Source organism: Shewanella sp. AS1 (assembly GCF_021412565.1).
GTDB lineage: Bacteria > Pseudomonadota > Gammaproteobacteria > Enterobacterales > Shewanellaceae > Shewanella.
Window position 1 is genome coordinate 55,960 of sequence record NZ_JAKCLJ010000006.1, and the last position, 14,078, is coordinate 70,037.

General features: G+C 49.3%; 15 protein-coding genes. All 15 read left to right on the top strand.

The genetic code is table 11. The features are described 5' to 3' along the window. Window positions 1-310: 310 nt before the first annotated feature. The 15 genes from LZP69_RS09925 (at window position 311) to LZP69_RS09995 (ending at window position 14,033) form a co-directional block, all read left to right on the top strand. Entirely contained in the window at window positions 311-1,162 is an 852-nt protein-coding gene (locus tag LZP69_RS09925; RefSeq protein ID WP_234200260.1) for an LON peptidase substrate-binding domain-containing protein, read from the top strand. Between the two features lie 112 nt (window positions 1,163-1,274). Next, entirely contained in the window at window positions 1,275-1,925 is a 651-nt protein-coding gene (locus tag LZP69_RS09930) for a sigma-70 family RNA polymerase sigma factor (RefSeq protein WP_234200264.1), read from the top strand. Then, window positions 1,918-2,661, top strand: a complete 744-nt coding sequence (locus LZP69_RS09935) for a ChrR family anti-sigma-E factor (RefSeq protein ID WP_234200267.1) — start codon at window positions 1,918-1,920, stop codon at window positions 2,659-2,661. Before LZP69_RS09930 ends, LZP69_RS09935 begins: the two co-directional genes overlap by 8 nt. A gap of 43 nt (window positions 2,662-2,704) precedes the next feature. Continuing rightward, window positions 2,705-3,652 (top strand): YbgA family protein, encoded by a 948-nt coding sequence (locus tag LZP69_RS09940; protein WP_234200270.1) that lies wholly within the window; start codon window positions 2,705-2,707, stop codon window positions 3,650-3,652. Then, window positions 3,649-5,040 carry a deoxyribodipyrimidine photo-lyase gene (phrB, locus tag LZP69_RS09945; protein ID WP_234200273.1) on the top strand — a complete coding sequence of 464 codons (1,392 nt, stop codon included), beginning with the start codon at window positions 3,649-3,651 and terminating at the stop codon, window positions 5,038-5,040. Before LZP69_RS09940 ends, phrB begins: the two co-directional genes overlap by 4 nt. 11 nt (window positions 5,041-5,051) lie before the next feature. After that, on the top strand, window positions 5,052-5,483 hold the full coding sequence (locus tag LZP69_RS09950) for a nuclear transport factor 2 family protein (protein WP_234200278.1): 432 nt from the start codon (window positions 5,052-5,054) through the stop codon (window positions 5,481-5,483). Between the two features lie 60 nt (window positions 5,484-5,543). Beyond that, entirely contained in the window at window positions 5,544-6,320 is a 777-nt protein-coding gene (locus LZP69_RS09955) for an SDR family NAD(P)-dependent oxidoreductase (RefSeq protein ID WP_234200563.1), read from the top strand. After that, window positions 6,317-7,585 (top strand): NAD(P)/FAD-dependent oxidoreductase, encoded by a 1,269-nt coding sequence (locus LZP69_RS09960; protein WP_234200280.1) that lies wholly within the window; start codon window positions 6,317-6,319, stop codon window positions 7,583-7,585. The genes LZP69_RS09955 and LZP69_RS09960 overlap by 4 nt, the downstream gene beginning before the upstream one ends. Then, window positions 7,582-8,364 (top strand): DUF1365 domain-containing protein, encoded by a 783-nt coding sequence (locus LZP69_RS09965; RefSeq protein ID WP_234200282.1) that lies wholly within the window; start codon window positions 7,582-7,584, stop codon window positions 8,362-8,364. The genes LZP69_RS09960 and LZP69_RS09965 overlap by 4 nt, the downstream gene beginning before the upstream one ends. A gap of 20 nt (window positions 8,365-8,384) precedes the next feature. Further along, a complete protein-coding gene (locus tag LZP69_RS09970; RefSeq protein WP_234200284.1) occupies window positions 8,385-9,665 on the top strand; it encodes an SAM-dependent methyltransferase in 1,281 nt (426 codons plus the stop codon). Further along, complete coding sequence (locus tag LZP69_RS09975; RefSeq protein WP_234200287.1) at window positions 9,643-10,167, top strand: DUF2878 domain-containing protein; 525 nt, start codon at window positions 9,643-9,645, stop codon at window positions 10,165-10,167. The genes LZP69_RS09970 and LZP69_RS09975 overlap by 23 nt, the downstream gene beginning before the upstream one ends. A 52-nt stretch (window positions 10,168-10,219) precedes the next feature. Further along, window positions 10,220-10,741: a chalcone isomerase family protein gene (locus LZP69_RS09980; protein ID WP_234200288.1), complete on the top strand. Its 522-nt coding sequence runs from the start codon at window positions 10,220-10,222 to the stop codon at window positions 10,739-10,741. Continuing rightward, the gene (locus tag LZP69_RS09985; protein ID WP_234200290.1) at window positions 10,741-11,268 is read left to right on the top strand and encodes a DUF3833 domain-containing protein; all 528 of its coding nucleotides are present in this window, start codon (window positions 10,741-10,743) and stop codon (window positions 11,266-11,268) included. The genes LZP69_RS09980 and LZP69_RS09985 overlap by 1 nt, the downstream gene beginning before the upstream one ends. Window positions 11,269-11,567: 299 nt before the next feature. Continuing rightward, a complete protein-coding gene (locus tag LZP69_RS09990) occupies window positions 11,568-12,968 on the top strand; it encodes an FAD-binding oxidoreductase (protein ID WP_234200293.1) in 1,401 nt (466 codons plus the stop codon). Between the two features lie 258 nt (window positions 12,969-13,226). After that, a complete protein-coding gene (locus tag LZP69_RS09995) occupies window positions 13,227-14,033 on the top strand; it encodes a molybdate ABC transporter substrate-binding protein (protein ID WP_234200297.1) in 807 nt (268 codons plus the stop codon). The last annotated feature ends 45 nt before the right edge of the window (window positions 14,034-14,078 follow it).

The window sequence follows — 14,078 nt, forward strand, 5'->3', positions numbered from 1 at the left end:
GTTGAGTGCAAAGCGCCTAACAATCAGCGGCAGAGCGACAGTCAACGCTACGCATCTTTTGTGTTACTCGCTGGCGCTCAAACATTAACACAAAAGGTGCTCCGCGCTGCCTGCGCTGGGCGTTACCCATAAAAATGAATCCAAAATTGATGAAATAGCTCTAAAGTCCTAATAAGCTTTTGTCCATTCCTCTTTTAAAAGCGATCTCAATAGGTCGCTTTTTTGATCTAATTTATCTCGCCATGCGTACCACTGATATGGCTTTAACTGGTTCGTTTTTTTTAAGGGCCGTTTTGACGAGAGCATTAGCGTGGCAGATAAACTTTCTAATACTGGCAAAACCTCAAACAAGACCTCAAACAAGGCCTCAAAGGCAGTGAGCTCAGCGTCATCTGTGGGGGCAGGGGCGGGCGATTCCGGCTTTCCCCCAAAGCTTTCCCCTGATCTTTCACCTGGCCTTTCACCAGAGCTAGCACCACTGGAGCTGGCAGTGTTTCCGCTGCCGCTCTTTATTTTGCCTGGCGGAATACAGCGGCTGCGTATCTTTGAGCCCAGGTACTTGGCCATGGTTGCAGAGGCTATGGTTGCAGAGGCTAAGGTTGCAGAGGCTATGATTGCTGAGGAGAGGGCGACTGAGCCGGAAATAGTTTCACCGAAAACGAATATCAGTAAAGTCAAAAGAAGCAAAGACAACAGCAGCAAAGGCTTTGTAATAGCCCGCTATGATAAGGAGCATCCTTATGATGTGCCGATCTGGGGAACCCGGGTGCAGGTTATCGATTTTCATAATGGTGACGATGGCATCTTAGTGATCGATGTGAAGGGGACAGGTCTTGTGGATCTGAGCGAGTTTCGCTACCGCACAGATAGGCTCTTGCTGGCAAAAGCGCAGCCTAGAGCGCATTGGCCCGCCAGTCCCTGCTTCGATGGCGGTGGCGAGCTGGGAGAGCGGCTCACTCAATTTATCGAAAAACATCCACTGCTGGCTGAGCATTATAGCCAGCGTGAATTTAATGATATGAGCTGGATCTGTGGTCGCTTTTTGGAGTTATTACCTTTATCTTTGAATGACAAAGAGAAATTTGTCACCCCAACTATGCTCGAACCCTTAAAGGTGTTTTTGCATACCTTCATCTTAGGCGAGACTCAGGCAAGTCATTAACAAGGAGTACGCCGCTGTGTAGAAAAGTCTGGGTATAAATTTCAGGATAAAGTGATCCATTCTTTTTTCGCCGCCGTAATGCTTTCTATACTTCAGCAATGGTTGAGTTGAGATGCAGCAACGTGTGACTAAAAGCGATCCAAACAGGGAGAGCGCGATTATTGCAAATGTTATTGCAAGTGCGACAGAGCCTCCGGTTTCAGCTCAGTTGTCTTGTTGGTTGAATCTTGTCGCAGTCAATTCCGACAAGCAGGCGTTTACCGCACTGTTCCAATTTTTTGCACCCAAAATAAAGCGTTATGGTCTGGCGCAACTGACTAATGAGGCTCAGGCCAATGAGCTAGTGCAGGAAACCATGACCAATGTATGGCGTAAGGCCCACCTTTATCACAGTGAAAAAGGGGCGGCCACAACCTGGGTGTATGCCGTGATGCGTAATGCCTGTTTCGACATGCTAAGGCGCATTAAAACCAAGAATGAGCAAAACCTGGGTGATGATATCTGGCCTCTCGATGAACAACAGGCAGAGACGGCCGATGACAATTCGCAGTTTGCCGATCATCTAATGGAAAAGCAGATGCTCAATTACGTTGAATCCCTACCAGAGGCGCAGCGCGCAGTGATTAAAGGTGTTTATTATCAGGAGTTGTCTCAGGAGCAACTGGCAGAGCAGTTGGGTGTGCCGGTTGGGACGATAAAGTCCAGATTAAGGTTGGCACTGGCAAAGTTAAAGTTGCAGATGGGGGAGGATAATCATGATTAATTATCATCCAAATGAGCAGGTGTTAAACCAGTTTGCCGCGGGCGAACTGCCTGTCTCTATCAGTGTGGTGGTGGCAAGTCATGTGGAGATTTGCGAAAAATGCGCTCAGCAGCTTGCCTTGTTGACCGAGCAGCAGGCGCGGGCTTTTTTCGAATCTGATGCTCTGCTTAACCCTGAGCTTGCTGAAAGCGAAGCGGATTTTAATCCCAGCGAAAAGCATTCAAATCAGAGTGCAGCAGGTTTAAACCACAGTGCCTCAGAGTTAAGCCAGAGCGAGCTTGAGTTAATCGACAGCATTACCGCACAGGGCGGCGAGTATCCCTCAGAGCTAGCGCAAAACATCAATGAGATAGCGATTTGCGGCACCCGCCTGACTCTGCCGCGAGCCCTGAAATCCATTGCGCTCAAAGAGTGGCAGGGCCTCGGCAAATTGTCTCGTTCCCGTTTGCTGCTCGAGGATGGTGAGCTGCGTACCAGCCTGCTGCATATCGATAAAGGCGGCAGCGTGCCGACTCATACCCATAAAGGCTTTGAGATCACTTTGCTCTTGCAGGGCAGCTTCAAAGATGAGATGGGCGAATATAAACGCGGCGACTTTGTCTGGCTCGATGGCGAGCATACTCACCAGCCCGTTACAGAGGAAGGCTGCGTGTGTCTAACCGTATCGAGTGACGCCATCTACTTCACTCAAGGGGTGAGCCAACTGCTGAATCCCATTGGTCGCTTTATCTATTAATCTGATTTTAAATGAATTTAGCTTGATATTCGTGTCGAGGTGGATGATGAGTGAAAAACTAAAAATCGGCATCAGCGCCTGTGTGCTCGGGCAGGGCGTACGTTTTGACAGTGGCCATAAACGCTCAAGCTTTTGCGTTGATCAGTTGAGTGAGTTTGTCGATTTTAAGCCCGTCTGCCCTGAGGTGGCGATTGGTTTGCCCATCCCCAGACCCAGTATTCGTCAGATAATTAAAGACGGGGTGATCAAGGTGTCCCGGCCCGACGGCAGTGGCGATGTGACCGAAAAACTTAAAATGTTTGGTCAGCAGAGCGCCTCGCATTATGGCGATCTGGCCGGGTTTATCTTTTGCGCCAAGAGCCCAAGTTGCGGCATGGAAAGGGTTAAAGTGCATCATCACCATGGTAAAGGCTCTGAGGCGACCGGTGTGGGTGTGTTTGCCGAGCAGGTGATGGCGCTTAATCCTCTGCTGCCCTGTGAGGAGAATGGCCGTTTGCACGACCCTGTGATCAGGGAAAATTTCATGACCCGCATCTTTACCTATCAAAAATGGCTGGATATGAAATCCCAGGGCTTAACCAAGCATAAGCTGATCGTCTTTCATAGCGCCCACAAGTACCTAGTGATGAGTCATCATGTGGAGAGTTACCGCGACCTTGGTCGTCTGCTGGCCCGCGCCGATATTGAGCTTGAGCCTTTAGCCGACGCCTATATTTCCGGCCTGATGCAGGCGCTGAAGAATAAGGCATCGAGGCGAAGCCATACCAATACCTTGCAACACATTCAGGGCTATTTTAAGCGCCAGTTGGATGGTATACAGCGCAAGGAGCTTAATGACGAGATAGCCGCCTATCATCAAGGGATCTCGCCGCTCTTGGTGCCCCTGACCCTGATAAATCATTACCTGAAGCTGTTTCCCAATGATTATTTACAGCAGCAGGTTTACTTAAATCCCCATCCGAAAGAGCTAAAACTGAGGTACGGTTATTGAGTGTCATTTATTGGAGCAGAAGGGATTGTCGGCTCCATGACAATCCGGCCCTGACTGAGGCGCTGACACAGGGGGCCACCCAGGCGCTATTTATCTCGACCCCGACACAGTGGCAACAACAGCACCTTGCGCCGATTAAGGCCGATTTTATTGAGCGTCACCTAAAGCAATTTGCCACTGAGCTGGCAGGTGTAGGGCTTGAGCTTATTCATCTGCAGGCAAGGGATTTTAATGAGCAGCAAACCCTGCTCAAGGCCTTTTGTCAGTCCCATCAGATAAAAACCGTGCTGGCCAATAGTGAACCAGAGCTCGATGAGATAAACCGAGACATGCAGCTGATAGAGTCGGGCCTAGATCTTAAGCTTTATCAGTGTGACACCATATTACAGCCAGGCAGCGTACTCAATCAGCAGGGGCAGATGTTTAAGGTTTTTACGCCTTTTAAACAGGCCTGGCTTAAGTCAGTTAGGGGGCAAGGAATTGACTGTGTTGCATCGCCAAAGCGGGCAGCATCCCCTGTTCAAGTTGAGCCGGACAGTTTACAGCTCGATTTTCCCAAGACAGATTCAAGCGCCTGGCCGTTAAGTGAACAGGTGATGACCCACGTCTTGCCCCAGTTCTGGCAAAACAAGCTACTGGATTATAAAAATAAGCGGGATTTTCCTGGCATCAAGGGCACCTCAGGCCTGTCGCCTTATCTAGCCATTGGTGCCATTAGTCCCCGCTGGCTGGCGCTGCAACTGATCCAGCGCCATCCCGAGGTGATAGAGGATACAGAGCACAAAGCCTTTGCCTGGTTAAATGAGCTGATCTGGCGTGATTTCTATCGTCATCTGCTGTTTCATTATCCTGATTTGATTAAAGGCGACAGTTTTCAGGCCAAGTATCAGTCGATGCAGTGGCTCGGCAGCGATGAGGATTTTTCCGCATGGTGCGAAGGGCGCACCGGCTATCCAATTGTCGATGCGGCGATGAAACAGCTGCTGCGTACAGGCTGGATGCACAACCGCCTGCGCATGATAGTGGCGAGCTTCTTAACCAAGCATCTGCTGGTGGATTGGCATAAGGGTGAGCGTTTCTTCATGGGGCAGCTTATCGATGGGGATTTTAGTGCCAATAATGGTGGCTGGCAGTGGGCGGCGAGCACAGGCTGTGATGCTCAGCCCTATTTTCGGATTTTTAATCCTATTACTCAGAGCCAGAAATTTGATCCAAGCGGCGACTTCATTCGTAAATATCTACCAGAGCTGGCAGCGGTGCCCGATAAAGAGATCCATTTCCCTCATGCATACCTTGAGAAAAATGGCTTAACTCATCTTTATTGCCCACCGATTGTCGACCATAAACGGGCAAGGTTAAGGGCGCTGGACTGGTATAAGGCCTATTAGGAACAGGGATTATGACGCAATCTTTATGGTTACAGAACTTTCTTACCCTCTATAGCGGGCTAAACAAGGACAACCTAACTGGCCTGGCTAAGGTCTATCATCCCGAGGTGATATTCAGTGATCCTTTGCATCAGGTGAACGGCATTGATGAGTTAACCGATTATTTTACTAAGCTTTATCAAAACCTCATCAGCTGCGATTTTGTGATTGAAGAGATGATGGAGAGTGGGACTCAGGCGGCCGTTTACTGGACCATGACCTTTTGCCATAAGCGATTAAATGGCGGCTCACCTATCTCTGTGAGTGGGCATTCCCACCTGAAATCACAGGATAACAAGGTGATATACCATCGCGATTATTTCGATGTTGGCGCCATGCTCTATGAAAATATCGGCCTGATTGGCGCCATGATCCGATTAATTAAACACAGGGCGGTGAACTAGATGCAAACTCAGATGGCGAATAAGATGGCAACTAAGATGACCGCTAATATGACGGCTAAGATGACAGTCATGATCACAGGCGCAACGTCCGGAATAGGTAAGGCGATGGCGCTGGCCTATTTAAGGGCGGGGCATACTGTGCTGGCCTGTGGCCGCAGTGAGCAAAAGCTCAGCGAGTTAGCTAATGCTCTCCAGAATGAGCCTCAGCTTGAGAATGAATCTGACCGTGAGGCCCAGGGCGAAAGCGGTGAACTTGTTCCGCTGTGCTTCGATTTAACCCAGCCTGAATCTTATCCTGTCTTACCCCGAGGGGTTGCGAAACTGGACTTGCTGATCCTCAACGCCGGTGACTGTGAATATATCGATGATGCGCTGCATTTCGATGCTAAACGGTTCGAGCGAGTAATTAAAATTAATCTTATCGCCATCGGCTATGGGCTGTCGGCCTGGCTGAGCAGGATAAGATCCGGAGGACGAGTGGTGTTTATCAGCTCCAGCGCGCAACTCTTGCCACTGCCAAGGGCTGAAGCTTACGGTGCATCGAAAGCGGCATTAACCTACCTAGCAAACAGCCTAGCCATCGACCTTGCCAAAGAGGATATTCAGGTCACTTGCGTACACCCTGGTTTTGTCGCCACGCCGCTCACCGATCGCAACACCTTCGCCATGCCTATGCTGGTGAGTGCAGAGCAGGCGGCTGCTGAAATAATTCGCGGCATCGCTCGTGGCAAACGGGAGATCCATTTTCCCCGGGGATTTATTTGGATCATGCGGATGCTCTCATGGCTGCCCTTTACTTGGTGGCAGAAACTTGCGCTTAAGATGGTGAATGCATGAAGAAAATTGCCATTATTGGCTCAGGGATCTCAGGACTAACCTGCGCCTATCTGCTGAATAAACAGTTTGATGTGACCGTGTTTGAGAAAAACGATTATGTGGGCGGCCATACCGCGACAGTGGATATCACCTATCAGGATAAGGCTTACGCCATAGACACGGGCTTTATTGTGTTTAACGACAGAACCTATCCCCATTTTAACCAACTACTCAGCCAGCTTGGGATCCGTGGTAAGCCGACCCAGATGAGCTTTAGTGTGCATCATGAGCAGACGGGCTTTGAATATAATGGCCACAGTTTGAACAGCCTGTTTGCCCAGCGGCGTAATCTTTTCAGACCGAAATTCTGGTCACTGCTGCGGGAGATTTTACGTTTTAACACCTTGTGTAAGGAGCTCTACGGCCAAACACAGGTAGAGCATGCACAGACAGATCAAGCACAAACTTTAGGTGACTTCCTGGACCAGCATGATTTTACTGATTTCTTCTGTCAGCACTACATACTGCCCATGGGGGCGGCTATCTGGTCCACTAGTTTGGTGGAGATGCGCCAGTTCGAGCTGACTTTTTTCGTCCAGTTTTTCTATAATCATGGCCTGCTCAATATCAGTGACCGTCCCCAGTGGTTTGTGGTGCCCGGCGGCTCGCGGGTGTATGTCGAGGCTATCTGTGCTCAGCTTAACAAGCCAGTACGCACCCAAGTGAATATCGACAGCGTCAGCCGCACCGAAGATGGCGCAGTGCTGCATTTTGCCAGTGGAGAGAGTCAAGCCTTTGATGAGGTGATTTTTGCCTGTCATTCGGATCAGGCGCTCGCGCTCCTCAGTGATACCACCCAGGCAGAGCAGGCCATTTTAAGTGGTATTCCCTACAGCGCTAACGAGGTGGTGCTGCACAGGGATATCAACTTGCTGCCAAAGCGGCCGCTGGCCTGGGCGAGTTGGAACTACAGCTTAGATGGTGACGCAAAGAGGCCCTCTTGTGTCACCTATAACATGAATATTCTGCAAGGGCTTAAGAGTGATACCACCTTTTGTGTGACCCTGAATCAGAGCGACAAGATAGCGCCGGATAAGGTGCTGCGCCGCTTTGTTTATCATCACCCAGTGCTCAACAGCGCGAGCGTGGCGGCGCAAAAACAGCGCGCCAAGATCTGCGGTCATCATCACACTCACTTTGTTGGCGCCTACTGGTATAACGGCTTTCATGAAGATGGGGTACGCAGCGCGCTGGATGTGACCTCTCGCTTCGGGCTGACCTTATGAGTGCATACTTGCCATTTTCACGGGAGGCCTTGAGTCGTGACTCAGCGCAATTGGAGCACAGCGGCATCTATGCAGGCCAAGTGCGCCATCGCCGCTTTGGCGCTGTGCCCCACGCATTCAGTTACCGTCTCTATATGATGGCCATCGACCCCGACGAGCTCCCCAAACTGATTAAACGCAGTTGGGTATTTGGTACCTCCTGGTTCAATCCTATCCGTTTTAATGAAAAAGATTATCTGAGGGGTGAACCTTATGGTCTGAAGCAGCGTATTGCACAGAAAGTCAGGGAGCTGGGGGGCGAGTGGCATGACTCAGGACGGGTATTACTGCTGGCTCAGTGTCGCTGTATGGGGATCTATTTTAGCCCGATAAATTTCTACTATTGCTATGACGACAAGCAGGTGTGTCGCTACATGTTGGCCGAGGTCAGTAACACCCCTTGGAACGAGAGGCACTATTACTTGCTGGCGATGGAAGGGGAGATGAAAGTCAAAAAGGCCTTCCATGTTTCTCCTTTTATGGAGATGGAGATGACATACCATTGGCGCCTTTCACCACCCTCGAATAAGGCCATGGTGCACATAGAAAATCATAGGGATGAAAAGCTGTTTGATGCCACTCTTGTGCTGTCTAAACAGGCTATCAGTGCAAAGTCGCTGACGGCGCTCTGGCTCAAAACGCCGGCAATGACAGTGAAGATGATGCTGGGGATTTATTGGCAGGCATTAAAACTCTTTATTAAGCGAGTGCCTTTTGTGGCGCATCCTACAAAGATATAAGCAAGTTAAGCGAGGTTTCAATGGAACAGTTACTAAAACAAAACAGGACATTTTCACCTCGTGGCGTCACCTTGAGGGTTGCCGCTCATTCCAGGTACCGAGATCTCATCATCAAGCTGCTGGGTGAACTCGATGATGCCAATATGGAACTCATCGAGGGTTGCGAGCATTGGCATCTTGGGCAGCGTCAGGCCAGCTTGTCGGGGCAGATAATCGTCCACGATGCCAGTTTCTACAAAGATGTGATTATGGGCGGCAGTATTGGCGCCGCCGAAGCTTATATCGATGGTAAGTGGAGCAGTCCTGATCTGACCCAGGTCATTCAGGTGATGGCGAGAAATCAGGCCCGGTTGGATAAACTTGAGAGCAAAATGGCTTGGTTATCTAAGGTTAAAAACCTGTTTTTAAGAAGAAAGAACAGTAACAGCCAGCAAGGCTCCAAGCGGAATATTCTCGCCCATTACGACATAGGCAATGATCTCTATCAGCGATTTTTAGACAGCAGCATGCTCTATTCCTGTGCTGTATACAGCGATACGGCCGCGAGCCTAAGCCTTGCACAGGAAAACAAGATGCGCCTTATCTGTGAAAAGCTTGAGCTGAGCCCTGGGGATAGAGTGATTGAGATAGGTACTGGCTGGGGCGGCTTAGCCTTGTTTATGGCCAGTGAGTATGACTGTCATGTCACGACCACGACCATTTCTGATGCTCAGTATGAGTTTGCAAGGGAGCGTATCGAAAAGGCGGGTCTTGGGGATCGCATTAGACTACTCAAACAGGATTACCGCCAACTTGAAGGCCAATACGATAAGCTGGTTTCAATCGAGATGATAGAAGCCGTAGGGCATGAGTTTCTGCCCACTTTCTTTAGTGTCTGCGACCGCTTGCTCAAAGCCGATGGCAAGATGTTACTCCAAGCCATCACTATCGCCGACAGCCGCTATGAGAAATACCGCAAGAGTGTTGATTTTATTCAAAAGTATATCTTTCCCGGCGGCTGTCTGCCCTCGGTGAATGTGATCTCATCCCAGCTGACCGAACAGACAGATATGGTGATCAGCTCCATTGAGGATATCGGCCTGCACTACGCCAGAACCCTGAAGGATTGGCGTGTTGGTTTTGAGCAAAATTGGACCGAGCTGGAGGCCCTAGGTTACAGCGAGACCTTCAAGCGTCTGTGGCTCTTCTATTTCGGCTATTGCGAGGGGGCATTTAAGGAGCGGGTGATCAGCACCCACCATATTGTGAGTCGCAAGCCCCGTTTTGTGGGAGCCCAGGATGAAATGGTTTTGGATTATTAATCTGCTGCTGTTTCAGCTCTGCTGGTTTAGCGCGGCGTTACTCCTCGAATACGGGGCGTTGGTTATCTTGCTACTAATTGCCGTGCATTTTGGTTTATCTCCTACTCCCAGAGAGGACGCCAAACTGCTGTTGTTGGTGCCTATAGGGGTATTGGTAGATGGATTACTGATCCATTCTGGGGTGTTTAGTTCGACATCACCGCAGAGCCTAGGCAGTATCGATTCTCTGTTTCCGCTCTGGCTATTGTTACTTTGGGCAATTTTTGCCATCAGTTTTAACCACAGCCTCAAGTGGCTGACTCGCACCTCTTTTATGGGGGTTGCCTTGGTAGGCGCCATAGGTGGAGCATCCAGTTATTGGGCTGGTATTAAGTTAGGCAGGCTAACGACTCAGTGGAACGAGGCTGAATTGCTTCTCTTGCTGATGCCGATCTGGGCGGCATTACTGCCCATTTTAGTCCTGAGTTACCGCAAGTTGCTGCATCAGCATGTTTTGAGATGAACCTTGAGATGAATCTTGAAAGCATCTTGAAATGAGTAGAGTGAGGTGAGCCATGTTGAGATCTTTTTTCAGATTAGCGTCCAGATCACTGCTAGTACCATTACTGCTATTTTCCTTTGCCTTATCGGCTTCGCCGTTAAATCAGCTGCAAAAAATCGGTGAAGGGGAGATGACCTATCTGTTCTGGACTCTGTATCAAGCCGAGTTGTTTGCCCAGAGCGTGCCTTATCAGAGTGAACTTGCTCAGGATAAGGCCCTGCGTATTCGCTATTACCGCGCCATAGATAAAGGGGATCTCATCCAGGCAACTGCAGATCAGTGGCAGCATTTAGGCTATAGCGACACCAACATAAAAGATTGGCTACTGCCCTTATCCCAAATCTGGCCTGATGTGGAGGCGGGGGATGAGTTGATGCTGTTTGTCACCCAGGATGGTCAGAGCCATTTCTACTTTGGCGAACAGCCCATTGGCGTGATCCCAGATCCCCGTTTTGGCGAGGCATTTTTATCTATCTGGCTGTCGAAAAACACCAGCGAACCTAGGCTGAGAAAGCAGTTACTGGGAGGTGAGTGATGAAACCGCTATTGATGGCTTTATTCATCTTTACTCTGAGTGCCTGCGGCTCGGCCTCCCTCGATGAGCACAAGGGCACAGTGCCTGAGCTCAAGCTGGAGGAGTTTTTTCAGGGTAAGCTTAAGGCCTATGGCATGGTGCTCAGTCGCTCAGGGGATCTGCAGCGCCGCTTCGAGGTCGATTTGCAGGCTGACTGGCAGGGCGATAAAGGGGAGATAAAGGAGTGGTTTGTATTCGACGATGGCGAAAAATCGACTCGCATCTGGCAACTTGAGAAAGTGGCCGATAATCAATATCAGGGTCAGGCCGGTGATGTGATAGGTATCGCTACTGGGCGTACTCAGGGATCTGCGCTCTACTGGGAATATGTGATGACAATACCCGTAGACGGCGAAACCTATGAGATAAGCTTAGATGATTGGATGTTTCTACTCGATGACAGACGTTTGTTTAACAAAACCGAGATGAGCAAATGGGGCGTCAAGGTGGGGGAGATTATCCTATATATCGAAAAAATCAGTGATTAGCTAAATCAAATCATAGTCATTTATACTTCCCGGGCTTCTATTTCCTTATCTTGTTTCTTCTCCTGTTACATCCCTTGATTCTTCATTTTGACTGGTATCATCAATCTTCCCTGCATTATGCACAGGGGAGAAGTCTCTACTATCATGTTGACTTATGCTCTTTTTGAACTGCGGTAAAGGATCAGTTTTTTAAAGAAGAAAAATAAACTAGAACAACAGCTTAATTAATGGGGCCGAGCATAGACTGAACTGCACATCCACGGATGCGCACTTTCGTATATCAGGAGAGGCAACTTAATATGACAAGCTTAGACAAGACCCATTTGGACAAGACAAAGTTAGACAATTTTAAACAGCAATTTGGTGGAGACCTGCTGTTACCCAGCGACTCAAGTTATGATGAAGTACGCCAGATCTGGAATGCCATGATCGACCGTAAACCCGCCTTAATTGCACGCTGCACCTCGGCGGAGGATGTGGTGAGTGCCGTCAATTTTGCCCGCGACAATCAACTGCTGCTATCTGTACGGGGTGCCGGCCATAATATTGCGGGTAATGCCATTTGTGATGATGGCCTGATGATAGATCTGTCCTTGATGAAAAAGGTGATGGTCGATCCCGACAGTAAAACCGCCATAGCCGAGCCCGGCTGCACCTTAGCCGATCTGGATGGGGCAACTCAGAAACATGGTCTGGCAGTGCCGGTCGGGATTAACTCAACCACAGGTATTGCCGGCCTGACCTTAGGCGGTGGTTTTGGTTGGCTGAGCCGCAAATTTGGCATGACAGTAGATAATCTGCTCTCGGCCAATGTGGTCACCGCCGATGGTCGTCAGGTACGCGCCAGTCTGACCGAAAATGAGGATCTCTTCTGGGGGCTTAGGGGCGGTGGCGGTAACTTTGGTATCGTGACTCAGTTTGAATATCAACTTCACTCACTCGGCCCTGACGTGCTCAGCGGCTTAATTGTGTTCCCGTTCGAACAGGCTAAATCGGTTATCACCCAATTTGCTCGCTTTACCGAAACGGCACCAGAGGAACTAAGTGTCTGGATGGTGTCGAGAAAAGCGCCGCCTTTGCCTTTCCTGCCAGAGTCGGTGCATGGCAAAGAGGTGGTGGTACTGGCGCTTTGCTATGCAGGCGATCCCGCCTTGGGTGAGCAGCTGATCGCGCCGCTGCGAAATTTTGGCAATATAGTCGGCGAACATGTTGGCGTACAGCCTTTCGTCGCCTGGCAGCAAGCCTTCGATCCCTTGCTCACTCCTGGGGCGCGTAACTATTGGAAGTCCCATAACTTCACCTCCTTAAGTGAGGGAGCTATCGATACTGCAATCGAATATGCGGGCACCTTGCCATCGCCTCAGTGTGAGATTTTCATTGCTTCCATAGGCTGCGCAACTTGCCGTCCCGCCGCCGATGCCATGGCTTATTCATGCCGCGACGCGAATTATGTGCTCAACGTACACGTTCGCTGGGAGGATGCCGGGGATGATGCGCGCTGTATCGCCTGGGCGCGGGAGTTCTTTGCGAAAACCAAACCTTTCGCCAGCGATGGGGTGTATATCAACTTCCTCACTGAGGATGAAAGCGAGCGTACCGAGTTCGCCTATGGTGCGACCTACAGGCGCTTGCAGCAGCTTAAAACTAAGTACGATCCCAATAACCTGTTTAGGATGAATCAAAACATCAAACCGGCTTAAGCTGGTTGAAAGCGATTCGGTTCTAATCAGCTTATAAAGGACGCCAACACTCTTTAAGGTATTGGCGTCCTTGTTTTTGTATTTACCTAAACTTGGAAAATTGAATTTTTACCACAGAGATAATTGGTACATTTTGTCTTGCTAATGCAGGAGATGAGCGATCTGGACAACAATTTATTTATCCCGACAAAATGGCGTATTGCCACCACGTCTTAACTAGGCTTTTATTAAATTTCGGTCAGATAAAGGAAAGTTAATATGAAGAAAAAATGGATATTGAGTGCAGTGTGTTTAGCCATGGTCACGACTCACAGCTTTGCGCATACAAGCCCAATTGAGCTTCGTGCGGCGGGTAGTCTAAAATCAGCCATGACAGATATCATCTCGGCATATCAACAGCGCACTCAATTGAATGTGGTGGCTCAATACGCTCCCTCAGGTTTGCTTAGGCAGCGCATTGAAAAAGGTGAAAAAGTTGATCTTTATGCCTCAGCTAATATGAAACATCCTATCGCATTAAGCCAGGCTAAACTGAGCGGTGATGTGGTGATGTTTGCTCGTAATAAGCTGTGCGCTATTACCCAGCCAGAGGTTAGCGTGAGTAGTGAAACCTTATTGGCCACTATGCTGGATGATAAGGTGAGAGTCGGGACGTCGACCCCCAAAGCGGATCCTGCTGGTGATTATGCTTTTAAAGTATTCGAGCGAGCCGAAAAATTACAAGTTAAGGCACAAAAAAAACTGAGCGATAAAGCCTTGCAGTTGACCGGTGGCCCCAATAGCGCCAAGGCTCCGGATGGACGTAATCCTTATGGATGGGTTATGGAAAATCACCAGGCTGATATATTTCTAACTTATTGCACTAACGCGGTATTAGCGCAACAAGAGGTGCCACAACTAAAAATACTACAACTGCCAAAAGAACTCAGTGTTGGTGCTAATTATGGCTTAAGTCTGATTAAGGATGCTGATGAACACGCGGCGCAGTTGGCACTGTTTATCTTGTCACCAGCAGGTCAGTCGATCTTGGCACAATATGGTTTTGATGCTCCGACCTTACCTTAAATCATCTTAATTAAGGGGGTATTGAGGGAAGTTTTGGACCTCGAT

Excerpts from the sequence above, each read along its gene's own strand:
- LZP69_RS09965 (WP_234200282.1), top strand. The coding sequence starts at position 7,582 with ATGAGTGCATACTTGCCATTTTCACGGGAGGCCTTGAGTCGTGACTCA.
- LZP69_RS09960 (WP_234200280.1), top strand. The coding sequence starts at position 6,317 with ATGAAGAAAATTGCCATTATTGGCTCAGGGATCTCAGGACTAACCTGC.
- LZP69_RS09935 (WP_234200267.1), top strand. The coding sequence starts at position 1,918 with ATGATTAATTATCATCCAAATGAGCAGGTGTTAAACCAGTTTGCCGCG.
- LZP69_RS09975 (WP_234200287.1), top strand. The coding sequence starts at position 9,643 with ATGAAATGGTTTTGGATTATTAATCTGCTGCTGTTTCAGCTCTGCTGG.
- LZP69_RS09985 (WP_234200290.1), top strand. The coding sequence starts at position 10,741 with ATGAAACCGCTATTGATGGCTTTATTCATCTTTACTCTGAGTGCCTGC.
- LZP69_RS09995 (WP_234200297.1), top strand. The coding sequence starts at position 13,227 with ATGAAGAAAAAATGGATATTGAGTGCAGTGTGTTTAGCCATGGTCACG.
- LZP69_RS09950 (WP_234200278.1), top strand. The coding sequence starts at position 5,052 with ATGACGCAATCTTTATGGTTACAGAACTTTCTTACCCTCTATAGCGGG.
- LZP69_RS09970 (WP_234200284.1), top strand. The coding sequence starts at position 8,385 with ATGGAACAGTTACTAAAACAAAACAGGACATTTTCACCTCGTGGCGTC.
- LZP69_RS09930 (WP_234200264.1), top strand. The coding sequence starts at position 1,275 with ATGCAGCAACGTGTGACTAAAAGCGATCCAAACAGGGAGAGCGCGATT.
- LZP69_RS09955 (WP_234200563.1), top strand. The coding sequence starts at position 5,544 with ATGACAGTCATGATCACAGGCGCAACGTCCGGAATAGGTAAGGCGATG.
- LZP69_RS09980 (WP_234200288.1), top strand. The coding sequence starts at position 10,220 with ATGTTGAGATCTTTTTTCAGATTAGCGTCCAGATCACTGCTAGTACCA.
- LZP69_RS09940 (WP_234200270.1), top strand. The coding sequence starts at position 2,705 with ATGATGAGTGAAAAACTAAAAATCGGCATCAGCGCCTGTGTGCTCGGG.
- LZP69_RS09990 (WP_234200293.1), top strand. The coding sequence starts at position 11,568 with ATGACAAGCTTAGACAAGACCCATTTGGACAAGACAAAGTTAGACAAT.